This window comes from Streptomyces sp. NPDC032161 (assembly GCF_040636995.1).
Lineage (GTDB): Bacteria > Actinomycetota > Actinomycetes > Streptomycetales > Streptomycetaceae > Streptomyces.
The window spans coordinates 20561-45025 of sequence record NZ_JBEZVN010000039.1; the positions used below are offsets into that span (position 1 = coordinate 20561).

The 24465-nt window shown below is 71.9% G+C and carries 16 protein-coding genes and 2 pseudogenes; 11 read left to right on the forward strand and 7 right to left on the reverse strand.

Annotated elements, in window-relative coordinates:
* Positions 1 to 195 precede the first annotated feature (195 nt).
* The 4 genes from AB0E67_RS32020 (at position 196) to AB0E67_RS32035 (ending at position 6299) form a co-directional block, all read left to right on the forward strand.
* Positions 196 to 1677: a glycosyltransferase gene (locus tag AB0E67_RS32020; protein WP_362033386.1), complete on the forward strand. Its 1482-nt coding sequence runs from the start codon at positions 196 to 198 to the stop codon at positions 1675 to 1677.
* A gap of 121 nt (positions 1678 to 1798) precedes the next feature.
* Positions 1799 to 3535, forward strand: coding sequence for a DUF6056 family protein (locus AB0E67_RS32025; protein ID WP_362033388.1), 1737 nt, complete (start codon positions 1799 to 1801; stop codon positions 3533 to 3535).
* 155 nt (positions 3536 to 3690) lie between these two features.
* Positions 3691 to 4476 carry a phosphatase gene (locus tag AB0E67_RS32030; RefSeq protein WP_362033391.1) on the forward strand — a complete coding sequence of 262 codons (786 nt, stop codon included), beginning with the start codon at positions 3691 to 3693 and terminating at the stop codon, positions 4474 to 4476.
* A 191-nt stretch (positions 4477 to 4667) separates the two neighbouring features.
* A complete protein-coding gene (locus AB0E67_RS32035; RefSeq protein ID WP_362033394.1) occupies positions 4668 to 6299 on the forward strand; it encodes an NACHT domain-containing protein in 1632 nt (543 codons plus the stop codon).
* Positions 6300 to 6342: 43 nt separating this feature from the next.
* Here AB0E67_RS32035 and AB0E67_RS32040 read toward each other — a convergent pair whose 3' ends face one another.
* The 3 genes from AB0E67_RS32040 to AB0E67_RS32050 form a co-directional block, all read right to left on the reverse strand.
* Complete coding sequence (locus AB0E67_RS32040) at positions 6343 to 7263, reverse strand: acyl-CoA thioesterase II (RefSeq protein ID WP_362033396.1); 921 nt, start codon at positions 7261 to 7263, stop codon at positions 6343 to 6345.
* A gap of 18 nt (positions 7264 to 7281) precedes the next feature.
* The gene (locus AB0E67_RS32045; RefSeq protein WP_362033399.1) at positions 7282 to 8439 is read right to left on the reverse strand and encodes an acyl-CoA dehydrogenase family protein; all 1158 of its coding nucleotides are present in this window, start codon (positions 8437 to 8439) and stop codon (positions 7282 to 7284) included.
* 448 nt (positions 8440 to 8887) lie between these two features.
* Positions 8888 to 9283: a peptidase inhibitor family I36 protein gene (locus tag AB0E67_RS32050; RefSeq protein ID WP_362033402.1), complete on the reverse strand. Its 396-nt coding sequence runs from the start codon at positions 9281 to 9283 to the stop codon at positions 8888 to 8890.
* A 589-nt stretch (positions 9284 to 9872) separates the two neighbouring features.
* Between AB0E67_RS32050 and AB0E67_RS32055 the strand changes: the two genes are divergently transcribed.
* Complete coding sequence (locus AB0E67_RS32055) at positions 9873 to 11204, forward strand: lanthionine synthetase LanC family protein (RefSeq protein WP_362033404.1); 1332 nt, start codon at positions 9873 to 9875, stop codon at positions 11202 to 11204.
* A gap of 92 nt (positions 11205 to 11296) precedes the next feature.
* Here the strand turns inward: AB0E67_RS32055 and AB0E67_RS32060 are convergent, their stop codons facing one another.
* Positions 11297 to 12763, reverse strand: coding sequence for a PucR family transcriptional regulator (locus AB0E67_RS32060; RefSeq protein ID WP_362033430.1), 1467 nt, complete (start codon positions 12761 to 12763; stop codon positions 11297 to 11299).
* 327 nt (positions 12764 to 13090) lie between these two features.
* Between AB0E67_RS32060 and speB the strand changes: the two genes are divergently transcribed.
* Positions 13091 to 14059 carry an agmatinase gene (gene speB, locus AB0E67_RS32065; protein WP_362033406.1) on the forward strand — a complete coding sequence of 323 codons (969 nt, stop codon included), beginning with the start codon at positions 13091 to 13093 and terminating at the stop codon, positions 14057 to 14059.
* A 43-nt stretch (positions 14060 to 14102) separates the two neighbouring features.
* Positions 14103 to 15205: pseudogene (locus AB0E67_RS32070) on the forward strand (thiamine pyrophosphate-dependent enzyme).
* A 123-nt stretch (positions 15206 to 15328) separates the two neighbouring features.
* Here the strand turns inward: AB0E67_RS32070 and AB0E67_RS32075 are convergent.
* Entirely contained in the window at positions 15329 to 15709 is a 381-nt protein-coding gene (locus tag AB0E67_RS32075) for a hypothetical protein (RefSeq protein WP_362033409.1), read from the reverse strand.
* A gap of 157 nt (positions 15710 to 15866) precedes the next feature.
* On the opposite strand from AB0E67_RS32075, the gene AB0E67_RS32080 reads away from it, so the two are divergent.
* Entirely contained in the window at positions 15867 to 16838 is a 972-nt protein-coding gene (locus AB0E67_RS32080; protein WP_362033412.1) for a serine hydrolase, read from the forward strand.
* Between the two features lie 41 nt (positions 16839 to 16879).
* Here the strand turns inward: AB0E67_RS32080 and AB0E67_RS32085 are convergent, their stop codons facing one another.
* On the reverse strand, positions 16880 to 17287 hold the full coding sequence (locus AB0E67_RS32085) for a helix-turn-helix domain-containing protein (RefSeq protein WP_362033415.1): 408 nt from the start codon (positions 17285 to 17287) through the stop codon (positions 16880 to 16882).
* Between the two features lie 159 nt (positions 17288 to 17446).
* A pseudogene (locus tag AB0E67_RS32090) lies at positions 17447 to 17608 on the reverse strand (type II toxin-antitoxin system RelE/ParE family toxin); the annotation flags it as partial.
* Between the two features lie 298 nt (positions 17609 to 17906).
* Here AB0E67_RS32090 and AB0E67_RS32095 point away from each other — a divergent pair.
* From AB0E67_RS32095 to AB0E67_RS32105, 3 genes are all read left to right on the forward strand, one after another.
* Positions 17907 to 21713, forward strand: coding sequence for an ABC transporter ATP-binding protein (locus tag AB0E67_RS32095; RefSeq protein ID WP_362033433.1), 3807 nt, complete (start codon positions 17907 to 17909; stop codon positions 21711 to 21713).
* A 437-nt stretch (positions 21714 to 22150) separates the two neighbouring features.
* A complete protein-coding gene (locus AB0E67_RS32100) occupies positions 22151 to 22582 on the forward strand; it encodes a hypothetical protein (RefSeq protein ID WP_362033418.1) in 432 nt (143 codons plus the stop codon).
* A 98-nt stretch (positions 22583 to 22680) separates the two neighbouring features.
* Complete coding sequence (locus tag AB0E67_RS32105) at positions 22681 to 24162, forward strand: S28 family serine protease (RefSeq protein ID WP_362033421.1); 1482 nt, start codon at positions 22681 to 22683, stop codon at positions 24160 to 24162.
* Positions 24163 to 24465: the final 303 nt, after the last annotated feature.

Consider the following 24465-nt stretch of genomic DNA (forward strand, 5'->3'; position numbering starts at 1 on the left):
GACGGGGGAAGGGGTGTGCGCGGGGCCGTGCCTCCGGCTCCGGGGTCACCCTGAATATATGAATTGATGCGGCGGCGCGGAGGTCATTCCTCAAATTCCCTTTCCTTTTTCTCCGCGGGCTCCGTCGCTCAGGTGTCGCGATGATCCCCAGGCATATGGTTTGAGCTGTCCCGCCACGCCTGATGGGGAATTTGAATGAAAACATGTCAGGTTTCGGTCGTTGTCCCCTGTTTCAATGAGGACGAGGTGATCGACGCATTTCATCGCGCGCTGATCCGTGCCCTCGATTCGACCCGTCGGACCTTCGAGATCTGTTATGTCGACGACGGCAGCAGCGATCGCACCAGGCTCAGGATCGGCTCGCTCGCCACCGCCGACCGGCGGGTCCGCTACACCTCCTTCAGCCGCAATTTCGGCAAGGAGGCGGCGATGCTCGCGGGGCTGCGCATGTCCCGCGGCGACTCCGTCGTCCTCATGGACGCCGACCTCCAGCACCCGCCCGAACTGCTGCCCCGCATGCTGGAACTGCGGCGCTGCGGCTACGACCAGGTCGTCGCACGACGGGACCGTGCGGGGGAGGGCACCCTGCGCACCCTCCTCAGCTCCGTCTACTACAAGGCCATGGGCCGGTGCATGGACGTCGAGGTCGTGGACGGGGAAGGCGATTTCAGGCTGCTGTCGCGCGCCGCCGTGGACGCCGTGCTCGCGATGCCCGAGACGAACCGGTTCTCCAAGGGGATCTTCTCCTGGATCGGATTCGACACGGTCAGCTTCACCTACCAGAACATGCAGCGTGCGGCGGGACGCTCGAAGTGGGGCGGCAGGCGGCTGTTCAACTACGGGATCGACGGGCTGATCTCGTTCAACAGCCGCCCGCTGCGCCTGGCCATCCACGCCGGTCTCGCGCTCGCGCTCACGGCATTCGGATACGCCCTGTGGATCATCGCCGAGGTGGCCCTGCACGGCGTCGTCGTGCCTGGCTACACCACCCTGCTGACCACCGTCGTCGCCCTCGGCGGAATCCAGCTCGCGACGCTCGGCGTCATCGGTGAATACGTGGGGCGCATTTACTGCGAGACGAAACGCCGTCCGCACTACGTGGTGCGTGAAACGAACGATGCGGCGAAGGCGACGTCGCTCCCGCCGGTCGACGGACGGCGGGCGGACGGCCGCCCGGGGCCGCCGGCCGCGGCGGTCGAACGGTCACGTGCGCGGCCGTCCGGGGCGACCGCGATCGGCGCATCCAGATTCCGTACGATGCGCCAGTTCATCGCATTCGTGGCGATCGGCTTCATCAATACGGCGGTATATCTGGCGGTGTACGTCTCGCTGAACGATTGGATTCCCTATCTGGCCGCGCACGTCGTCGGATACGTGATCAGTGTTCTGGGTTCGTTCCTGCTCAACTCGTACATCACCTGCCGGACGAAGCCGACCTGGCAGGCCCTCTTCCGGTATCCGCTGTCGAGCGTCGTCAATCTCGTGCTCACCGGGACGCTGCTCTACATCGGCGTGAGCCATCTGGGTCTGGGCAAGAACGTCGCCGCCCTCGCCGCGGGAATCCTCGCCACGCCCTTCTCGTTCCTCCTCGCCCGCTGGGCCATCGACACCGGCGCGGACCTGACCCGTCGACGTGCCGCACCGGCCGGGAGCCGCGCCGGACGCACCGCGCCCTGAGCCTCCGCGCCGTCCGCGAACCCCGAGACGCACGACACACAGACACCCGCATCGCGACACGGACACGTGTGGTGACAGAGACACGCATGGCGTGAGCCCCGTACGGAAGGTCCCAGCGCACATGACCGCGGAAACGCCGAAGACCGCCGACGACGACGAGCGACGGAGGGGCGGGGGTCCGATCCGCCCGGACGACGGCGCGGAAGCCGCCCCGCACGCCGGGGGTGCCCCCGACGCCGGGAGTGCCCCGGACTCCGACCGTACGGGCCGGCGCGTGACGAACCGCATCCCGGTCCGGGCGCTGCGGTTGCTCACCCTCCTGCCGCTCGCCCTGCTCGGCACGGCCTTCTGGATCGGCCGCCTGGTCCGTCCGGGCGCGGACGACTGGTGCTTCCTCCCGGTCGTGCGCGACGAGGGCGCCGCCGGGATGATCGCGAAGTTCTACCTCCAGGACAACGGACGGGTCGCCAACGCGCTGCTCGTCGTCGCGTACGGAGCCTTCGGCGTCGCCGGACACCAGTGGTTCGCCCTGGTCAGCGGGGTGGTCATGCTGGGCGTCCTCTGGGCGCTGGTCGCCTCCGCGCTCGGCAGGGCCCGGCTGACCGCGTCCCGCGGCCTCGCCCTGCTGGTGGCGGCGATGGCCACGGCCGTCTTCCTCCTGGCCACATCGAACACGTACAAGGTGTTCTACTGGCCCGCCTCCTCCGTCTCGCACACCGTCTCACCGGTCCTGGCCTGCGCCGCCGTGATTCCGCTGCTGCGGGCGCGGACCCGCCGGGGGTGGGGCCTCGCGCTGGGCGTCGCGCTCGTGGCCGGGGTCTTCATCGGCACGTTGTCGGAGGAGACCGCGGTCGTCGTCCTCGTCCTTCTCGCGGCCCTCCTGCTGCTCAGTCTCCGGGCGGTTCCGGGGCCCATCCGGACCCGTACCCGCGTCTGGTGCGGGGTCGCCGTCGTCGGGGTCGTGATCGGGGCGGCCATTCTGTACCTGTCACCGGGCGCGCGCACCCGCCGCGAACGGTTCGGCGCCGACTCCACCACCATGCTCGGCCCGCAGGCGCTGAGCGACGCGCTGCGGTCCTTCGCCGACATCCTGGGCACGGTCCTCATGACGTGGCAGTACCTGGGGGCGGTCGCGGTCGGTGTGCTGCTGGGACTGCTGGTACGCCGCGACGGACGGGGGAGGGACGGACGCGGGACGGACGGGCCGGGGACGGACGGGCGACGGGCGGAGGGGCCGGGGACGGACGGGCGACGGGCGGAGGGGCCGGGGACGGACGGGCGACGGGCGGAGGGGCCGGGCGCGCCGTGGTCGGGCGGGCCCCTGGGACGTCGCCCTCTCGTCCCCCTGCTCGTCGGCTTCCTCGCCTTCCTGGTCGCCGGTTTTTTCTGCACCGTCGTCGCCCTTCCCGCCTTCGGGGGGAACGTGGCGAACGCGCCCCGGGTCTGGGGCGACTTCCTGCTGCTGTATGTGCTGCTCCTGGTGTGCGCCGGAGCTCTGCTGGGGCGGGGGCTGCTGAGGCGTGCGCGGCGCTCGGGCCGACGCGCGAAGGGCGCGCGCACGGTGACGGTGACGACGGCGGTCGCGGCGGCCCTGTGCGCGCTGACCTGCGTCGGGCTCGCCGTCCCGCTGTTCCGGCTGGAACAGCGGATGGATGTACGTGCCCAGCGCTGGGACCGCCAGGACCGTTCACTGCGGGAGGGAGCGGCGCGCGGGGCCCGAGTGCTGCCGTACACGCCGGTGTCGGTCAGCGGGATGGGGGAGCCGTTCGGCGGCAACGGGAAGAGGCTGTGGCCGGGGCAGTGCGTGGCCCGGTACTACCACCTGGAGAGGATCACGTACTCGACGCGGCTTCCCTGAGCGCGCCTTCCCCGAGCCCGGGAGCCCGGCCGACGACGCCCGGCCCGGCGGGTGCGGAGGGCGCGGCAAGGGCCGACGGAGGAGAGCGGAGGAGGACCCGCCCTGTCACAGCAAGAGCCCGGCACACTGCGCACACCTGACGGCACAATGGGTTCATGCCGATACCCAGACGTGCCGCCCTCGTCGAACACCTCGTCCGTACGCGCATCGCCGGAGACGTCGCCACACCCCGCGACAACAATCTCTCCCACTACCGCAAGCTCGCCAACGGCGACCGTCACTACTGGCTGGGACTGGAACTCGGCGACCGGTGGTGCGACGAGCAGGACGTGCTGGCCGTGATGGCCGAGCGCTGCGGGGTCAGCGACGACCCGGAGCACCGGTTCGGGCAGGACACCATCGACCCGGAGCTGACCGTCGGCGCCCTGGAACGGATGGCGGCGCGGCTGCGGAAGGCGGCGGAGGCTTCGGAACGGGTGCTCTTCGCGACCGGGCACCCGGGCGGTCTCCTCGACGTGCACCGGCAGACCGCGCAGGCGCTGCGGGCCGCCGGTTGCGAGATCGTACGGATTCCGTCGGGGCTGGTGGCCGACGAGGGCATGGTGTTCCAGTTCGCGGACGTGGCGGTGCAGGAGCGGGGCGCGACGCTCTGGCACACCCATTCGCCCGCCCCGATGGCCGCGATCCTGGACGGTCTGGAACGGGAGGGCCGCCCGCTGCCCGACCTGGTGGTGGCCGACCACGGCTGGGCGGGGTGCGCGGGGCAGCGGGGGCTGGACGCGGTGGGGTACGCGGACTGCAACGACCCGGCGCTGTTCCTCGGGGAGGCGGAGGGGACGCTCCAGGTGGTCGTGCCGCTGGACGACCACGTACTGGATCCCCGCTTCTACGACCCGCTCACGGACTACCTCCTGGACGCGGCAGGACTGCTCCCGAGCTGATCCCGGAATGCTCCCGGGCTGATCCCGGGCTGATCCCGGGCTGATCCCGACCGGCCGGGTGCGGGAGCGGCGGTTGCCCGGGGCCGATCCGTGCCCGGTCCGGCCCGCTCCACGGCGCAGGTCCGTAACTCCACGACTCGCCCGCACAGTTGCTACTCTGCGCCACGAATGTCCAGTGCTGTGGGGGGCGCATGTTCACATCGGGGCAGCGGCCCCGCAGGAGCGGGCCGAAGTCGGTTCTCATCGGGCTGCTCATCCTGCTCGCCCTTTTCCTCCTCCAGGAACTCGCCGCCGGGCTGCTGCCCGACATCTACAAGGGCTTCGCGGGCGACGACCGCCGGACGCTCGTCGTGGGCGCGTCCGTCGCCCTCGTACTCGTGGGCCTGCTCCTCTACATCGTGCATCTGCGAAGCCTCGTGCCGCAGGACACGACCCCCGAACTCGGTGCCGACGAACGGGCCAGGGCGCGCGCCGCCCTGCTGCACGCCGTGCGCCGGAGCTGGACGGACGGCGCGGACCAGGCATGGGAACGGTCCGTGCGGATCGAACTGGGCCTCGCCGAGCACCGGGCGGCCGTGCACGACCCCTGGGGCGCGCCCCGGCTCACCACCGACGGCCCGGAGGGCGGGGTGCCGCTGGCAGCGGGGACCCGGATCGACGAGGTCTTCGACCGCCACCACGCGCAGCTCCTCGTCCTGGGCGCTCCCGGCGCGGGCAAGACCTCGCGGATGCTGGAACTGACCGAGAAGCTGGCCGAGGCGGCCGAGCAGGACGATGCCGCTCCCGTCCCGGCCGTCCTGCTGCTGACGGACTGGCACGGCGAACCGTTCGTGCGCTGGGTCCTCGACGAACTGCACAGCCGGTATCGCGTTCCCAGGGCGACCGGTCTCGTGCTGCTGCGGGACAACGACATCGCCCTGGTCCTGGACGGGCTCGACGAGGTCGCCCCGCGGCTGCGCGCCGACTGCGTCCGTGCGATCAACGGGCTGCTCTCCGCCGAGCAGTACCCGCACTGCCCGATCGCCGTCTCGTGCCGCACGGTCGACTACGACGAGCTGGGGGAGCGGCTCACCGTGAGCGGCGCGATCGGTGTGCAGCCCCTTGAGGTCGCGGCCGTGCACGCCCTGCTCAACAGCGCGGGCGAAGGGCTGCGTGGCCTGGCAGCCGCCGCTGCCGCCGATCCGGTGCTGGCCCGGCTGCTGACCACACCGCTCATGCTGGGTGTCGCCGTCTTCGCCTACGAGGGCGTGGACGAGAACGAGGTCGCGGCCCTCGGCGACACGGAGGAGCGCAGGGGCCGCATCTTCGACGCCTACATCGAGCGGATGATCCACCGCGACCGGACCCTGCGAGGCAGGCCGATCACGCCGAAACGCCCTGCCGGCCAGGTGCGGGCCGACCTGCTGCGGCTCGCCCGGACCCTGACCCAGGTCCATGCGACGGTGTACTACGCGGACGATCCCTCGCACATCGTTCTCCAGGCACCGGACGACGTGCTCAGGCAACAGGTGCCGTCATGGGCGTACCCGGTGTTCAGGGGCATGCGTTGGCTCAGCGGCTACGAGGCCGGGAACCCCGCCAGCAGGTCGAACCCGGCCTATCGGCTCGCGGTCCGCCTCTACCAGGCGCCCATCCCGCTGTTGGGGTCGCCGCTCGCGAACCACCTCCAACGGGGTTTCCTCGACTACGCGACCGATCGGGCGATCATGCGCCGTGCGGGAGACGGTTACGCCTTCCTGCACAAGACCATCCAGGACCACCTCGCGGCGCGCGCGGAACGCATGTCCGTCGCGGAACTGAGGGCCCTGGACCGCTCGGCCTGACCGGGCAACCGGACCGGACACCCGGACCCGCCGGACGGGCCGGTCAGGTCCGGGGTACGCGGACCACGCCCTCCTGGATCACCGTGATCGCCAGCCGGCCGTCCCGCGTGTAGATGCGGGCCTGGCCGAGGCCGCGCCCGCCGGACGCGGACGGCGACTCCTGGTCGTACAGCAGCCACTCGTCGGCCCGGAACGGCCGGTGGAACCACATGGCGTGGTCCAGGCTCGCCCCGACCACGTCACCGACCGCCCAGCCCCCGCGCCCGTGCGCGAGCAGTACCGAGTCCAGCAGCGTCATGTCGGAGACGTACGTCGCCATGCAGACGTGCAGCAGCGGGTCGTCGTCGAGCTTGCCGTTGGTGCGGAACCACACCTGCGAGCGGGGCTCGCGGGGCTGCCCGACCGTGGCGAACGGCGGCTCGTCCACGTACCGGAGATCGACCGCGGCACGCGCCTCGATCAGCCGGTCCACCACCCCCGGATCGCTGAAACGGTCCGCGTACCGGGGCAGCATCTCCTCGGCCGTCGGCAGCGTCTCCGGATCCGGGGCGGGCAGCATCGGAGCCTGGTGCTCCAGCCCCTCCTCGTATCTCTGGAACGATGCCGAGAGGTGGAAGATCGGCTGCCCGTGCTGGACGGCGACAACGCGGCGGGTGGTGAAGGAACGCCCGTCCCGGATGCGGTCGACGTCGTAGACGATCGGCGCGCCCGGATCGCCCGGCCGCAGGAAGTACGCGTGCAGGGAATGGGCGGCCGGGACGGCGAGCCCCTGACCGGAGGACGGGTCGGAACCGCTCGTTCCGTCGCCGGGGACGGTACGGCCCGCGGCCACCAGGGCCTGGGCCGCGACCTGGCCGCCGAAGACCCGGGGGATGACCGCGGAGCGGCTCGTGCCCCGGAAGATGTCCCGCTCGATCTGCTCCAGGTCGAGCAGATCGAGCAGGGCGTCGAGTGCTGTGCTCATGGATGGAACGCGCCCGTCCTACAGGCCCATGGACTTGGCGATGATCGACTTCATGACCTCGTTGGTGCCGCCATAGATGCGGTTGACCCGGTTGTCCGTGTAGAGGCGGGCGATCGGGTACTCGTTCATGTAGCCGTAGCCGCCGTGGAGCTGCAGGCAGCGGTCGATGACGCGGTGCGCGACCTCGGTGCAGAACAGCTTGGCGGACGCGGCCTCGGCGGCGGTCAGCTCACCGGCGTCCAGGGCCTCCAGCGCGCGGTCGGCGACGGCCTCGGCGGCGTCCACCTCGGCCTGGCAGGCGGCCAGTTCGAACTTGGTGTTCTGGAAGGACGCGACCGTCTTGCCGAAGACCGTGCGCTCCTGCACGTACTGCTTGGCGAACGCGACGGCGGCCTTGGCCTGAGCGTACGCGCCGTAGGCGATGCCCCAGCGCTCGGACGGCAGGTTCTGGCCGAGGTAGTAGAAGCCCTTGTTCTCCTCGCCGAGGAGGTCCTCGGTGGGCACCTTCACGTCGACGAACGCCAGCTCGGCGGTGTCGGACGTGCGCAGGCCGAGCTTGTCGAGCTTGCGGCCGATGGAGTAGCCCTCGGACTTGGCGTCGACGGCGAACAGGGAGATGCCGAAGCGGCGGTCCTCGGCGGTCGGCGCGGAGGTCCGGGCGCAGACGATCACGCGGTCGGCGTGGACACCGCCCGTGATGAACGTCTTGGACCCGTTGAGCACGTAGTGCGTGCCGTCGTCCGAGAGCTTGGCGGTGGTCTTCATGCCCGCGAGGTCGGAGCCGGTGCCCGGCTCGGTCATCGCGAGGGCCCACATCTCCTCACCGGAGACGAACTTCGGCAGGTAGCGCTTCTTCTGGTCCTCGGTGGCCAGCATCTTGATGTACGGCAGGGCGAGCAGCACGTGCACACCGGAACCGCCGAAGTTGACGCCCGCGCGGGCGGTCTCCTCGTACTGGATGGCCTCGAACTTGTGCGTCTCCAGACCGGCGCCGCCGAACTCCTCCGGCACGTTGATGCCGAACAGGCCCAGCTCGGCGAGCTTGCCGTAGAGCTCGCGCGGCACGATGCCCTGCTGGAACCACTCGTCGTAGTGGGGGACGACCTCGGCCTCGATGAAGGCGCGTATGGTCTCCCGGAACGCCTCGTGGTCCTCGTCGAATACCGTACGGCGCACGGGTGCCTCCTTGATCAGCTGCGGGCGGGTTCGGCCGGCCCCGGTTGGCTTCGGTCCGCTGTGAGCCGGGCTCCTGCCGGACTGGCTAAGCGCTTGCTCAGACAATGTCAGAAGTTACCCGGCGGTCACTGCCGCTGTCCAGGGCTGCCCGTCCGGGACCGGTGGTCGGCGCCCGGATCCGTGAGCCGGGGCGGCCCCGAGGACCGAGCGGACCGCGTCGTACGTGTCCGTCGCACGGCGAGCGGTCCGAGCCGTCGATCTCTCACAGCTGCTCGTCGGCATCGGACCCGGCGGACTCCTTGAAGTCCGCCGGGTCCGATGCCGACGAGCAGTGCTGTTCTCCCCACCCCTCGGGCACTCCCCGGCCGGTGACCGGGGAGGAGGGCGAACGGCGCACCTCAGCGGTGCGCCTCAGGTGCGCCTCATGCGAGCGCCCCCGTTTCTCCGGTCACTGCGGCTGGAAGGAGCGGATCTGGTAGTTGCCCTGGAGGTTGCCGCCCCGGCCGGAAGGGGTGGAGCCGACGCGATTGTGGTAGTTGGTGTTCGTGTAGTACTGCACGCGATGGTCCGTCGAGTTCCACACGGAGCGGACGTTCTGGCCGCGCTGGATGAAGGAGCAGTTGTCGGCGGTGTTCGCACGCTTCTTGTCCGACCACTGACAGCGCGTGCCGCCTCCGTTCCAGTCGCTGTAGATGCAGAAGTACCCGGAGGTGCAGTTGTACGCGGCGGCCGTCCTCGGGGCCCCGGCGGAGGCGGCCTCGCCGGGCGAGGCGGCGGCGGGTCCGGTGGCGAGGCCGAGGGCCATGGCGATGGAGGTGACGGCGAGCGCGGTGAAGCGTTTCATCGTGGATGCCTTCCTGCTGACAGTTACCAGGGCTTCCCCTGCCGGTGATCAGGGCTCCGTTCCTGATCACCGGCAGCGTGGCACGGTCGTGATCTGCGCAGACAGGCGCGGATGCAGGGCGCTCGAAGCGCGCTGGGCGACGGTGACGCTCCGTCGCGCACCGGCGTGAAACGTGGGCGGGGACAGGTGCGGACGGGCATCGACGGACGCGGGCACGCGGCACCTCGGGCCGGGGCCGAACCACGGGCGGGCCGGTCCGTTCGGGCGGTCGTCCTCGCGGCTCCCGGTGATCAGGGCCAGGGCCCGGCTCGTGCGACGGTGTGAGCGGCTGCGTGCTGCTCGTGAGCTGCGCCTCGCGCACAACCGTCCAAAATACGAATAATTGCAATATCTCTTTCAGTCGGTACCGAAGCGGGAAACTGGCTGGACGACAACGTCGCCCTGCCGTGACCGATCCACGAGACACGGAGTCCTGCGCCGACGGCTCCGCATCCGGACATCAGCATCCGGACATCAGCTGTCCACTGTTGAGTTGAACGGAGTCACCGGACCCGACCCGTTCCGGGTGGCTCCTCGACGAGGAGTTCCGATGCACCCAGGACAGGCCCAGCCGCACCGTGCGGCGTCCGGTACCGCCGTATCCGACACCGCCCCGCTCGACGGCGTCGTACTCGACATCGCCGTCCGACTTCTCGACGACTTCTCCGGGGCCGGGCGCGCGACCCCCGATCCCGGCATTCCCGTACTGGCCCGCCTCGTGGCGGGGACGTGCGGTCCGGCGGGGCCGGGCGCCGGGCCGGGCGCCGGCTGTGCGGCGGGGGCGAGTGCCGAGCGCGCGGTGGAGGCGTGGGCACGGTCCATCGGTCACGGGCCCGGGCATTGCGGCCTGTACGACGGCGGGCTGGCCGGGACGCTGGTCGGGCTGAGGCTCGGCGCCCGCATCCACCCGTCCCTGCATCGGGCCGCCGACAGACTCCGCGACCACCTGCTGGACGAGGCATGGAGACGCCCATGGCGGACCGTGGACGTCGGGCTGCCCGACTACGACCTCGTCGGCGGACCGTCCGGCACCCTGCTGGCGCTGTGCGTCGGCACGCCGCAGCCGAAACGCAGCCAACTCATGCCGTTCACCGCGCACTTGACGGAGCTGTGCGACAGCGGCGACCTGTACCGGCTGCGTGTCGGGCAGTACTCCGGCCATCCGCGCCTGGGCTGGTTGCAGGGCCGGGTCAACACGGGGATGGGCCACGGTGTCGCCGGGCTCGTCACCGCGCTCGCCGCCGCCGTCCGCCACGTGGGCCCGTGGCCGGAGCTGCTGGACGCCCTGCGCGGTGCCACTCGCTGGCTGGTGCGGCAGTCGTTCGACGACGCCCGGTCCGTCCGGAGCTGGGACGGCGCCGGACTCGACGGCCCGCCGCCCGCGGGTGTCCGGGCCCGGCAGGCGTGGTGCTGCGGCAACCCCGGTGTCACCTGGGCCCTCTGGGACGCGGCGGACGCCCTGGGCGACCGGAGTCTGGCCGACTGGGCGGCGGACGCGTTCACCACCCTCGCGGAACAGTACGACGAGGACGTCCATCTCGTCGGCGCCCCCCTGGCCGACCGGCTCTGGCTGTGCCACGGCGCGGCGGGCGTGCTCATGGTGGCCGACGCGTTCCACCGGCACGCCCGCCTCCCGGCCGCCGCCGCGCTGGGCTCCCGGATGGCGGAGTACCTGGTGCGACGGCTTCCCGCCGTCCTTGCCGCGCCCCCGGCCTCCGTGGTCGCTCCCGCCCCCGTGTCCGCCTCGGCCTCCGGTGAACCCCGGACCTCCGGCGCATCACGGACCTCCTTGCTCGTCGGTGCCCCGGGAGCCCTGAGCGCCCTGCTCACCGTCGTCCACGGCGCCCCGCGCGACTGGTTGCCCTGCCTCGGCCTGCGGTGACGGAACGGGCGGTTCGTGTACGGGGGCCACGGGGCCCGCTCGCGTACGGCGTGCGCGGGTCCGAGCTCGTACGGGTTCCCGTGCGCGGCCGCTCAGCGCGTCCGCAGGGCGAACCACAGCTCCGTCCGCACGTCCATGTCGTCCAGGTCCGCGTCCAGCAGCGCCGCGCAACGGGCGATGCGCTGGCGGACCGTGTTGCGGTGGACCCGGAGGGCCGTCGCGGTGCGGTCCCAGCTGCCGTGCAGGCTCAGCCAGCAGCGCAGGGTCTCGGCCAGTGGTTCGGCGAGCGGGGCGAGGAGCGCGCGGGCGTGCGCCTCGGCCCGGTCCGGCGGGACCAGTGCGGCCAGGCCGGAACCGGTGTCGGCGCGGTGACGGGCCAGCGGGGCGCGGGTCGCCGCCGCACGGCCCAGGGCGCGGGACGCCTGGCCGTCGGCGGTTTCGAGAGCGGTGATCAAGGCGGGGGCGGAGGCGCCGAGCGTCCAGCCCGGCTGCGGGGCGATCCGCTCGTCGCCGGGGACCAGCACCCGCACGGCGTCACGGCCCCGGCCCGCGTCGACCAGGGCCGAGCCGAGCGCGGCGCCCAGCGCTCCCGCCGTGAGCGGGTCGACGGGACCGTCGTCGGCGCGACGGGCGTGCACCACCGTCCACTCCTCGGTGCCGCCGAGAAGCGGTGCCACGTCCTCCGGGGCCGCGCCCAGCAGCAGCCGCACCAGGGCGGCCGACCGGCCCGCCGCGTCGGCGCCCTGGTGCGGGGCGGCCAGCAATGACAACAGCACGACCGCGACCCCGGCCACGGTGTGATCGCCCGCCGCGCGCCGCTCCGTCGCCAGCGCCAGGACCAGGCCCTGCCCTCCGCCCAGCGCGTACGCGGACAAGTGCGCCCCGCGCACGGTGTCGGTGGCGGACGCGGGCGCGGGCGCGGGGCGCGGGGCGGTGGACACCACCCGCGCGAGCCGGGCCAGGCCCTCGCCGACGTCGGGGGCCGGGGGACGGCCCGCCGCGTGCAGCTCCTCGCCGTCCGCGGAGAGCAGCACCGCCCGCCCCTCCAACTGCGCCGCCAGCTGATGCAGTACCGCCGGAACCGGGTCCGGGCGCGCCGCCGCCGAGGCCAGCGCCTGCTGGGCACGGGTCACCCGGCGCAGTTCACGGTGCCGGGCCTCGGCCATCAGCCGCCACACCGCCCGCGCGATCGCCGTGAACCGGGTCCGGGGCGGCACCTCCACCAGCGGCAGCCCGTGCCGGTCGCACGCCTCGATCAGCGCCTCCGGAACCGTGTCGAACACCGGCGTCACCCCGAATCCCAGCGCCGCCGCTCCCGCCTCCACCAGCCGGGACACGTACGCGTCCGGGTCCTTGAGCAGCACCCCGGCGCTCAGCAGCAGCTCACCGCCGAGCAGATACGGGTACGGATCGGCCATCTCCGAGGTGTGCACCCACAACAGCTCCGCCTCGGCCGGCCCCGCGATCCGGCGCAGCCCGAGTTCCGTACGGGCCAGCAGCTCCGTGAGCGGAATCGGGGGAGTGGGCGGCGCAGTGACCCCGGCCGGGGCCTGCGGCATCGCCTGCGACATGGACGAACCATCCATCGAGTCCGGTGATGATGGATAAAACGTACACTTCACCGCCGCGCGCGGGCCACCTACCGTCGTTCGCACGCACGCCTGCGTACTGCACGCACGACCCCGTACCGGTGGTGCGAACGGCGATGTCTGCCCGGAAGGCGGCACCAGCGCGTATGCCCGCCCTCGGCGGACAGGGCGTACGACGTGACGCATGCGGGGCGCGCCACCACGTACGCCGTGTGCCGCCACCCGCCCCGCCACCGGGCAGTGAGTGCGAGCACGAGACCCGAGATACGAGACACGAGCCACAGAGAGGCCCCCGCCATGAGCAGCAACGAAACGCCGCGCGGTCCCGTCGACTCCTCCCGCGTCCCCCGGTACGCCGGCCCCGCGACGTTCGCCCGGCTGCCCCGCCTCGACGAGGTCCGCACCGCCGATATCGCCGTCGTCGGCGTGCCCTTCGACACAGGGGTCTCCTACCGCCCGGGCGCCCGCTTCGGCGGCAACGCGATCCGTGAGGCGTCGCGCCTCCTGCGCCCTTACAACCCGGCGCAGGACGCCTCGCCGTTCGCGCTCGCGCAGGTCGCCGACGCCGGTGACATCGCCGTGAACCCGTTCGACATCGACGAGGCCGTCGAGACGATCGAGTCCGCCGCCGACGACCTCCTCTCCACCGGCGCCCGGCTGATGACGCTCGGCGGCGACCACACCATCGCGCTGCCGCTGCTGCGCTCCGTCGCGAAGAAGCACGGCCCGGTCGCGCTGCTGCACTTCGATGCCCACCTCGACACGTGGGACACCTACTTCGGCGCCGAGTACACCCACGGCACCCCGTTCCGCCGCGCTGTCGAGGAGGGCATCCTCGACACCTCCGCGCTGTCCCACGTCGGCACGCGCGGCCCGCTCTACGGCAAGCAGGACCTGGACGACGACGCGAAGATGGGCTTCGGCATCGTGACCTCCGCCGATGTGATGCGGCGGGGCGTCGACGAGGTCACCGACCAGCTCCGTCAGCGCATCGGCGACCGGCCGCTGTACATCTCCATCGACATCGACGTACTGGACCCGGCGCACGCCCCCGGCACCGGCACCCCCGAGGCCGGTGGCCTCACCTCGCGCGAACTCCTCGAAATCGTCCGGGGACTGGCCTCCTGCAACCTGGTCTCCGCCGACCTGGTCGAAGTCGCCCCCGCGTACGACCACGCCGAGATCACGTCCGTCGCCGCCTCGCACACGGCGTACGAACTGACCACGGTCATGTCCCGCCAGATCGCGCAAGCCCGCGTGAAGTGAGCCACGACCACCACGGCGGGCGGCCGCGGCTCGGCCCGGGCGGATCGCGGCCGCCCTCGCCCCTCCGCCCGGGCGCAACGGGGGCGACCTCGTCGTCGAGACCCTTCAGGGTCTCGGTGCCACCACCGTCTTCGGTCTGCCCGGAAGCACGCGCTGGGCATGTTCGACGCGCTGCGCCGCTCGTCCCTGACGTACGTCGGGCTGCGCGTCGAGAACAACGCGGGCTTCGCCGCCGACGCGTCACCACTTCGGCGGCAAGGGCGCCTTCCCCTGGGAGCACCCGCTCTCCCTCCAGTCCTGGCTGGAGGACCGGCACACGACCGACTTCCTGGAATCCGCCGACGTGCTGCTGGTCGTCGGCTCCGGACTCGGTGAACTCTCCTCGAACTACCACACGTTCAGCCCGCGCGGCCGGTGATCCAGACCGAGGCCGACGCCGGGAAGCTGGAGGCCAACCATCCCGCTCTCGGTATCCACGCGGATGCCCGCGAGGCCCTGTCCGACCTGCTGGGGTCGGTCGGCCGCCGCGAGGACCCGTCGGCCGCGGACCGCGTCCGCGCGGTGCTCGAAGCGGTACGGGACCGGCTCGCCGGACAGGAACTCGCCCTGGAACAGCGGCTCCTGGACGCCGTCCGGCAGGCACTTCCCGACACGTCCCCCAGTTTCTGGGACATGACGATCCTCGCCTACTGGGCGTGGTCGGCGTTCGACGCCCGCCACCCGAACACGATGCACTCGGCGCAGGGCGCGGGCGGTCTCGGCTACGGATTCCCGGCCGCCCTCGGCGCGGCGGTCGCCGACCCCACCAAGCCGGTCCTGGCGGTGTCCGGCGACGGCGGTGCGATGTACTCGATCGCGGAACTGGCCACGGCCCGCCAGCACGACCTCCCGGTCACCTGGCTGATCGTCGACGGCGGCGGCTACGGCATCCTGCGCGAGTACATGACGGACGCCTTCGGCGAGGCCGCGGCGACCGAACTCTCCCGCCCGGACTTCGTCGCCCTCGCCGAGTCCTTCGGCGTCCCGGCGATCCGTACGAACCCCGAGAAGCTGGCCGTCGACCTGGCGAAGTCCCTCGCGGAGCCGGGCCCTTCGGTGATCGTGCTGCCTGCTCGGCTGAGGATGTTCGAGCCGACGCACCTGTGAGGGGAGGGCGGCCGGGAGGGCAGCCGTGGCTCGGTTTCCGAAGGGGCGGTGCGGCTCGGGGAGCGGATGGCTCGGTGGCCCGGTGCGGCCCGGTTTCCGAAGGGGGTGCGGCTCGGCGTCCGCTCACGGCGCGACGGCTGCCCCGGCGGCGCCCGTGATCTTCTGGATGGCTTCGAGCCCCGCCTCCCGGCCGCGGAGGAACTCCTGCTGCTGGTCCGGGTTCAGGGAGCCCGGCAGATCCTTGGTGGAGGGCATCAGGTCCGGGATCGTCCGGAAGACGGCGCCGGCCGCGGCTCCGTTGCCCCGCATCCGGGCCCAGTGCAGCGACTTGCCGACCGTGTGCAGCGGCGTGGTCATCTCCGTGCGGGGCCTCTTCGAGGCCCTGAGCCTGGTGTTCTCGCGGCCCAGCGCACGGAAGTCGATGTCGCCCAGTCGCTGGAGCATCTCCAGGGCGGCGTACAACCGCCCGCACAGGTGGGCGTCGGTGGGCCGGTCGTCCGACATGCTCTCTCCCCGTTCCGTCGGCGGAAGCACATTCCTACCCCGGCCCGCCGCGCGGGCAACAGGGGCGCGCCGTGTACAACTTTTCCGCCCGCCGACAGTCATCAGTGACAGGCGCGCGGGGGCGCGCCGGACTCAACAGCTCAGGGGGGAACGCCACATGAATCAGCCCGGTACGACCCGAATACCGCATCGGGCGCTCGCCGTCGCGCTCGCCGCGGGCGTGCTCGCGCCCGTGGCGCTCGGCGCCGCGTCGCCCGCCGCCGCGGCCACGCCCACGGTGGCCTGCACGTCCGGCAAGGCGGGGCTGGCCGCCAAGTTGTCGAAGGACATCACCGCCGCGCTCAAGGCGCGCAAGTCGACGACGGCGGTGGCGCTCTACGACCGGACCACCAAGACGAACTGCACCCTGCGGGCGACGACGAAGTACGACTCGGCCAGCGTCGTGAAGGCGACCGTGCTGGCGACGCTCCTGTGGGACAACAAGAAGCACAACCGCTACCTCACCGACCGCGAGACCAAGCTCGCCACCGCCATGATCACCAAGTCCGACAACGACGCGACCACCGCCCTGTGGAAGCAGCTCGGGGTGACCAGGATCAAGGCGTTCCTCAAGGCGGCCGGGATGACGCACACCGTGCCGGGCTCGGGCGGGTACTGGGGTCTCACCCAGATCACCGCCCAGGACGAGCTGCGGCTGCTGACCCTGCTGACCGCCAAGAACTCCGTGCTGAGCGACAACTCCCGGACGTACGAGCTGGGGCTGATGCGAAAGGTCGTCTCCTCGCAGCGCTGGGGCACGCCCGCCGGTGCCCCGTCCGGGGTGACCGTCCAGGTCAAGAACGGCTGGCTGCCGCGCGCCACCCACGGCTGGCGGGTGCACAGCGTCGGAGCCTTCACCGGCAAGGGGCACGACTACGCGATCACCGTGCTCACCCACGACAACAAGACGATGAACGACGGCATCAACACCATTCAGGCCGTCGCCCGCGCCGTCCACAAGGACCTGAACCCGGCCGTCGCCGCGAAGCAGACCACCACCATCGCCCCGCCCGCCGCCCCGCAGGAAGCGGTTCCCGCGGTGCCGGAGGCCCCGGCGGTCCGGATGCTCACCGCGACGCCGCGTTCGTAGCCGATCCGCCGACCGGCCCGTCGATCGATCCGCCCGGGTGGTCAGCCACCGACCGCCCGGGCGTCGGCCTCCACCTCCGCCTCCGCGTCCGGCTCCGTACCTGCGTGGGCGGTGAACGCCACCCGCAGGGTCTCGCCGTCGAACTGCATGCTGAACGTGGAGTCCATGGCCCGTGCCAGGCGGACCAGCAGCGGCACCGTGGGCATGGCGCCGCCGAGTTCCAGTTCGGAGACCTGCGGCTGCGTCATTCTGGCGCGCCGCGCCAGCTCGGTCTGCGCGATACCGAGCTCGGTGCGGCGGTCGTAGACGGCCTGGCCGAGGTCCCAGGCCAGGTCGAGCTCCTGGCGCCGCCTCGCACGTTCGGCGCTCTCGGCGCCGTCCTTTCCCTCCGAGATGCTCTCCGCGACCTTCCGGTCCCGGGCGAGCCTCCAATCCGCGTGACTGACCACGTCGCTCTTCCTTCCTGCCTAGTGCCGTGACCAGCAAGGTTTGCCCGGAAGCCCTCGTATCGGGGCTACGTGGGCTCTTGGCCAACGCTGCGAGCGTGCGTGCCGGGCGGCGCGACGGGCAAACGTTGCCGGGAGCGGCACCAGATGTCGCTGGATGTCGCGGCTGAACACGTCATGCGCCGGCTCGTGCTCCCCTTCGCAGACGGCCTTCGCCCGCCGAGCGCGCTCGACCTCGGCATTCTCGCGCTGCCGTGTCTTGCGGAAGACGGTCAGCGGCACGATGCGGCGTTCGGGGGCGAGCCAGTACGGGATCCGCACGGCCCGCCGGGTTGTCGGAGCCGGTCGCGGACCTGCGGGGCGGGCCGCCCTGCGCCGTGGAGCCGGACCGCCCCGGCCCGAGAGCCGAACCGCCTCCGACCAGAGTCCGAGCCGACCTGCGACCAAGGTCCCGAACCGCCCCCGAGTTTGTTACGACGGGATGAAATCCGCTGCCCACGGCGTTGGTGCCTTCCGGTAGAGCAGGTCGATCGGGAGGGCACCGGTGACGGACGCAGGGCACGCGGAGGGCGCGAAGCGCTCGGGAGGCGGCGCGACGGGCGCGGCGCGGGCCCCGGGCTGGGTGCGACGGCTGAGCGGCTACGCGTGGCGCTACCGGCGCAACGTACTGCTCGCGCTCGGGTCGTCGCTCGCCGGCATGGCGGTGATGGCCGTCGTCCCGCTGATCACCAAGGTGATCATCGACGACGTGGTCGGCGACCACACCGGGTCGCTCGCCGTCTGGACCGGGCTCCTGCTGGTCGCGGCCGTCCTGGTGTACGTGGCCACGTACATCCGGCGCTACTACGGCGGACGCCTCGCCCTGGACGTCCAGCACGACCTGCGCACCGAGATGTACGGGACGCTCACCCGGCTCGACGGGAAGCGGCAGGACGAGCTGTCCACCGGGCAGGTCGTGGGGCGTGCGACCAGCGACCTCCAGCTGATCCAGGGGCTGCTGTTCATGCTCCCGATGACCATCGGGAACGTGCTCCTGTTCATCATCTCCCTGGTGATCATGGCGTGGCTCTCGCCGCTGCTGACCCTGGTCGCGCTCGCCGTCGCCCCCGCCCTCTGGTACATAGCCCGCCACTCCCGCGCCCGGCTCTTCCCCGCCACCTGGTACGCCCAGGGGCAGGCCGCGGCCGTCGCGGGGGTCGTCGACGGGGCCGTCTCCGGGGTCCGGGTCGTCAAGGGGTTCGGACAGGAGGAGCAGGAGACCGGCAAGCTGCGCGAGGTCGGGCGGAAGCTGTTCGCCGGGCGACTGCGGGCGATCCGGATGAACTCCCGCTACACCCCCGCCCTCCAGGCCGTGCCCGCGCTCGGCCAGGTCGCGATGCTGGCCCTGGGCGGCTGGCTCGCCACCCGGGGCGAGATCACCCTCGGCACGTTCGTCGCGTTCTCCACCTACCTCGCCCAGCTCGTCGGCCCGGTCCGGATGCTCGCCATGGTCCTCACCGTCGGCCAGCAGGCCCGCGCCGGTGTCGAACGCGTCCTGGAACTGATCGACACCGAGCCGACCATGAAGGACGGCACCAAGGAGCTGCCCGCCGACGCCCCGGCGAGCGTCGAGTTCGACGACGTACGGTTCGGCTACGCCGACGGCCGCCCCGTCCTCGACGGGTTCTCGCTGACCATCGAGCCCGGCGAGACCGTCGCCGTCGTCGGCGCGTCCGGCAGCGGCAAGTCCACCGTCTCACTGCTGCTGCCCCGCTTCTACGACGTGACGCACGGCGCCGTCCTGGTCGGCGGCCACGACGTGCGCGAGCTGACCCAGGAGTCCCTGCGCGCCGCCATCGGCCTCGTACCGGAGGACAGCTTCCTGTTCTCCGACACCGTCCGTGCCAACATCGCCTACGGGCTCCCCGGCGCCACCCAGGAGCAGATCGAGGAGGCGGCCCGCGCCGCCCAGGCCGACCGGTTCATCGCGGAGCTGCCCGAGGGCTACGACACCAAGGTCGGCGAGCACGGACTCACCCTCTCCGGCGGCCAGCGCCAGCGCGTCGCGCTCGCCCGCGCCATCCTCACCGACCCCCGGCTGCTCCTCCTCGACGACGCCACCTCCGCCGTCGACGCCCGGGTCGAGCACGAGATCCACGAGGCCCTGCGGCAGGTGATGGCCGGGCGCACCACCCTGCTGATCGCCCACCGCCGCTCCACCCTCGGCCTCGCCGACCGCATCGCCGTCCTGGAGAACGGGCGGCTCGCCGACATCGGCACCCACGCCGAACTGGAGAGCCGTTCCGCGCTCTACCGGCGCCTGCTCACCGACCCCGACGAGCTGGGCGGCACCTCGCCCGGACACCGGCCGGCCACCCCCGCCGACACCACCGCCGAGGACGACCGCGCGCTCCAGGAGGAGCTCGACGCCGAACTCGACGCGGAGTACGACGCGGAACGCGGCATCAGCCCCCGCCTGTGGGTCCGCAAGGACGAACCGCGCGACAACGGCGCGGCCGGCATGCCCGCCACGCCCGAACTGCTCGCCCAGGTCGAGGCACTGCCACCGGCCACCGACACCCCCGACATCGACGAGCGGCGGGCCGTCCGCTCCGAGGAGTCCTACGGGCTGCGCAGGCTGCTGCGCGGCTTCGGGCTGCCGCTCCTGGTGAGCCTGCTGCTGGTCGCGGTGGACGCGGGCGGCGGGCTGCTGCTGCCGGTGCTGATCCGGCACGGCATCGACCAGGGCGTCACGCGGCTCGCGCTCGGCGCGGTCTGGGCGGCGTCCGCGCTGGCCCTGGTCGTCGTGCTCGTGCAGTGGGTGGCCCAGATCGGCGAGACCCGGATGACCGGCCGCACCGGTGAGCGGGTGCTCTACTCGCTCCGGCTGAAGATCTTCGCGCAGCTCCAGCGGCTCGGTCTGGACTACTACGAGCGCGAGCTGACCGGCCGCATCATGACCCGGATGACGACCGACGTGGACGCGCTGTCCACGTTCCTCCAGACCGGTCTGGTCACGGCTTTCGTCTCCGTCGTCACCTTCCTCGGCATCATGGTCGCCCTGCTCGTGCTGGACGTGCAGCTGGCCCTCGTCGTCTTCACGACCCTGCCGGTGCTGGTGATCGGCACGTACTTCTTCCGCCGCAAGAGCGTCCAGGCCTACGAACTGGCCCGGGAACGCATCAGCGTGGTCAACGCCGACCTCCAGGAGTCCGTCTCCGGGCTGCGGATCGTGCAGGCGTTCCGCCGCGAGCACGACGGCGCGCGCCGGTTCGCGGAGCGCAGCGCCCACTACCGCGAGGCCCGGGTCCGGGGGCAGTGGCTGATATCGGTCTACTTCCCGTTCGTGCAGCTGCTGTCGTCGGTGGCCGCCGCGGCCGTGCTGATCGTCGGTGCGGGCCGGGTCGACAACGGCACCCTCACCGCGGGTGCCCTGGTCGCGTACCTGCTGTACATCGATCTGTTCTTCGCCCCGGTGCAGCAGCTCTCCCAGGTCTTCGACGGCTACCAGCAGGCCAGCGTCTCGCTCCGCCGCATCCAGGAGCTGCTGCGGGAGCCGACCTCGACCGGGGCCCCGGACGAACCGCTGGACGTGCCGTCGCTGCGCGGCGAGATCGCCTTCGAGAACGTGTCCTTCGCCTACGGGAGCGGCGACGGCGCCGATGACGGCCACGTCGGAGCCGGTGGTTCCGAGGGCGCCGGGGCCGTCCGGGACGCCGAGGGCGTCGAGGAGGCGCTGTCCGGCATAGATCTGCGGATCCCGGCCGGTCAGACGGTCGCGTTCGTGGGCGAGACCGGGGCCGGCAAGTCCACCCTGGTCAAGCTCGTGGCCCGGTTCTACGACCCGACGGGCGGCCGGGTCACGGCGGACGGCACCGACCTGCGCCGCCTCGACCTCACCGCGTACCGGCACCGGCTCGGGGTCGTGCCGCAGGAGGCGTACCTCTTCGCCGGCACGGTCCGGGACGCCATAGCGTACGGGCGGCCGGAGGCCAGCGACGCGGAGGTGGAGGCGGCGGCGCGGGCGGTCGGTGCCCACGACATGATCGCCACCCTGGACGGCGGCTACCTCCACGAGGTCGCCGAGCGGGGCCGCAACCTGTCCGCCGGGCAGCGCCAGCTGATCGCGCTCGCCCGCGCCGAACTCGTCGCCCCGGACGTCCTGCTGCTCGACGAGGCGACCGCCTCCCTGGACCTGGCCAGCGAGGCCCTGGTCAACCAGGCGACCGACCGCCTCGCCGGCCGGCGCACCACCCTGGTCGTCGCCCACCGGCTGACTACGGCCGCCCGTGCCGACCGGGTCGTGGTGATGGACCACGGCCGGGTCGTCGAGGACGGCACGCACGACGAACTCCTCGCCGGGGACGGCCACTACGCCGGGCTGTGGCGCACCTTCATAGGGGAAGACATGGGGGAGGACGTGGGAGAGGACGAGCGCGCGGGGGTGTGAGCGGGACTCGTCCTCGGTACGGCTGTCGGGTGCGGCCACGGGGGCCGGGCACCGGGTGCCGGGCGCGGCTGCGGGTGCCCGTCGTGGCCCGCGGTGCCGCCGCGATGGCCGGGATGGCCGTGGCGGCGGTGAGAGCGAGCAGGGCGGCGGCGATCAGTGCCGGGGCGAGGGCGGGCCGACCGCGGAGGTGCGAGCGGGCCCGCGAAGTGCTCTGTGGAGTACGGAATCGGAGCATGGCGGTGTTCCTGCCTTTCCTGCGACTCTGTCCTGTGGGAGCCATGCTGTGGCGATTCGGTTGCGTGTAAGGGAGAGCGCGCCGGATGCAACCTCCGGACGGACTGCTGCGTCGTACGCATGTATGCATAGGTGTCGAGTGAGGGTGCGCGTGTTCGAGCAGGGGACGGGCCAGGGGGATGGATCGGGGGTGTGGGTCGCTGATGAACGCGGGCACGGGTGAGGCCGGGCGGACGGGTGGGGCCGGACGGACGGGCGGGGGCACGCTGGTGCGTCTTCTCGTCCTGTCGCTCGTGACCGCCCTCGCGCTGGTGCTCACCGGCACCGTCACCGGCAGGGCCGACGCCGCGACGTCCTGTGCCGGGCGCCTGGCGAAGACGGTCCCGTTCAAGACCGGCGAGCTGCGCGTCTACAAGAGCCGCGCCTACGCCTGCGCCGTCGCGATCGCCAAGAAGCCCGGTCCGAAGCGCGTGATGTCCGTGATGATCCAGCCGCGCGGCGGCAGGCCGGTCGCGGACAGCGGCCGGTACGCCAGACAGGCGGGTCCGGTGACGGTCCACGCGCTGAACCGGTGCGTCCGGGCCTCGGCCCTCGTCGCGGGGAAGTCCGGTTCCACGGGCTGGATCCTCTGCTGACGCCCCGGCCCCTTCTTTCGGTCTCCAACTGGGTCTGGCGGCCGGGGTGTTGCCCCCGCTAGGTTCGCGATGACTGTTGTGAATCCTGGGGAGGGTGCATGCGCAAGGCGCTCAGAGGTGTCCTGTCGCTCGCGGTGCTCGTCGGCACGGTGAGCGCCACCGGGGCCACGGCCGGGGCGGCCACCGCCGCACAGCCGACCACGTCCCGGGCCGTGACCAGCGGCGAGAGCGGTACGAACGCGGACATCAAGGACCGCATTCTGGCCATCCCGGGAATGAGTCTCATCGAGGAGAAGCTGTACGCGGGTTACCGCTACTTCGTCCTCGAATACACCCAGCCGGTCGACCACCGGCGCCCGTCCAAGGGCACGTTCCAGCAGCGCCTCACCCTGCTGCACAAGGACACGTCCCGCCCGACCGTCTTCTACACCAGCGGCTACAACGTCTCGACGAACCCGAGCCGTTCCGAGCCGACCCGGATCGTCGACGGCAACCAGGTCTCGCTGGAGTACCGGTTCTTCACCCCGTCGCGTCCGTCGCCCGCCGACTGGTCCGAGCTCGACATCCGGCAGGCCGCCGACGACCAGCACCGCATCTTCACCGCCCTCAAGCGGATCTACACCAAGAACTGGCTGACCACCGGCGGTTCGAAGGGCGGCATGACCGCGACGTACTACGAGCGCTTCCACCCGGGGGACATGGACGGCGTCGTCGCGTACGTCGCGCCCAACGACGTGGTGAACAAGGAGGATTCGGCGTACGACCGGTTCTTCGCGAACGTGGGCACCAAGGAGTGCCGCGACCGGCTGAACGGGGTGCAGCGCGAGGCGCTGATCCGCCGCGGACCGCTGGAGGAGAGGTTCCGGGAGTACGCCGAGGCGAACGGCTACACCTTCAGCACCGTCGGCTCGCTCGACCGGGCCTACGAGGCCGTGGTCATGGACTACATCTGGGCGTTCTGGCAGTACAGCCTGCTGGCCGACTGCGACACCCTCCCGGCCGACGCCGAGTCCGCCCCCGACCAGGCGATCTGGGACTCGGTCGACGCGATCTCCGGCTTCTCCGCCTACACCGACCAGGGCCTGGAGCGGTACACCCCGTACTACTACCAGGCGGGCACCCAGCTCGGCTCGCCCGACATCAAGCAGCCGTGGCTCGGCGGACTCAGCCGTTACGGGTACCAGCCGCCGCGCAACTTCGTGCCGCGCGACATCCCGATGAAGTTCCAGCCGTGGGCGATGCGTGACATCGACACCTGGGTGAAGCACCGCGCCAACCGCATGCTCTACGTCTACGGCGAGAACGACCCGTGGGGCGCCGAGCGCTTCCGGCTGGGCGCGGGCGCGCGGGACAGCTACGTGATGACGGTGCCCGGCGGCAACCACGGTTCCAACGTGGCGCAGCTCCCCGAGAACGACCGGGTGAAGGCCACCGCGGCCATCCTGCGCTGGGCGGGTGTCGCCCCGGCCGCCGTGCAGCAGGACCCGGCGCAGGCGAAGCCGCTCGCGAAGTTCGACGCGCGGCTCGACGTCCGGCAGGACGGCCGGGACGTGGTGAACGAGCACGGGGTGCGCCCGTAACGACCTGGGGAGCGATAGGGAGTGGATCAGGGAGCGTCGTCATGCGGCTTCGATCGCAAGGCGGAGGAGGGAGTCGATGCGGCGCATCGACAACCGACGAAACGTCGCAAGCGGAGTCGCAGGGCGGCGCGAGCCCGCTCCCTATCGCTCCCCAGGCCGTAACCGGTTCGGGTACGGGGGGAGGGGCCGCGCGCGGTGCGCGACCCCTCGTTACCTTTTTCGTGGCCCCGCAATGGGGTGCCTGGCCCCCGGGTCCGGTATGGCTGTGTGCCCCCTGTCGAAGTGGATGACCTGGGGGGTGTT

Coding starts and splice junctions, on each gene's coding strand:
- AB0E67_RS32020 (WP_362033386.1), top strand. CDS start 196: ATGAAAACATGTCAGGTTTCGGTCGTTGTCCCCTGTTTCAATGAGGAC.
- AB0E67_RS32025 (WP_362033388.1), top strand. CDS start 1,799: ATGACCGCGGAAACGCCGAAGACCGCCGACGACGACGAGCGACGGAGG.
- AB0E67_RS32030 (WP_362033391.1), top strand. CDS start 3,691: ATGCCGATACCCAGACGTGCCGCCCTCGTCGAACACCTCGTCCGTACG.
- AB0E67_RS32035 (WP_362033394.1), top strand. CDS start 4,668: ATGTTCACATCGGGGCAGCGGCCCCGCAGGAGCGGGCCGAAGTCGGTT.
- AB0E67_RS32040 (WP_362033396.1), bottom strand. CDS start 7,263: ATGAGCACAGCACTCGACGCCCTGCTCGATCTGCTCGACCTGGAGCAG.
- AB0E67_RS32050 (WP_362033402.1), bottom strand. CDS start 9,283: ATGAAACGCTTCACCGCGCTCGCCGTCACCTCCATCGCCATGGCCCTC.
- AB0E67_RS32055 (WP_362033404.1), top strand. CDS start 9,873: ATGCACCCAGGACAGGCCCAGCCGCACCGTGCGGCGTCCGGTACCGCC.
- AB0E67_RS32060 (WP_362033430.1), bottom strand. CDS start 12,763: ATGCCGCAGGCCCCGGCCGGGGTCACTGCGCCGCCCACTCCCCCGATT.
- speB (WP_362033406.1), top strand. CDS start 13,091: ATGAGCAGCAACGAAACGCCGCGCGGTCCCGTCGACTCCTCCCGCGTC.
- AB0E67_RS32075 (WP_362033409.1), bottom strand. CDS start 15,709: ATGTCGGACGACCGGCCCACCGACGCCCACCTGTGCGGGCGGTTGTAC.
- AB0E67_RS32080 (WP_362033412.1), top strand. CDS start 15,867: ATGAATCAGCCCGGTACGACCCGAATACCGCATCGGGCGCTCGCCGTC.
- AB0E67_RS32100 (WP_362033418.1), top strand. CDS start 22,151: ATGAACGCGGGCACGGGTGAGGCCGGGCGGACGGGTGGGGCCGGACGG.
- AB0E67_RS32105 (WP_362033421.1), top strand. CDS start 22,681: ATGCGCAAGGCGCTCAGAGGTGTCCTGTCGCTCGCGGTGCTCGTCGGC.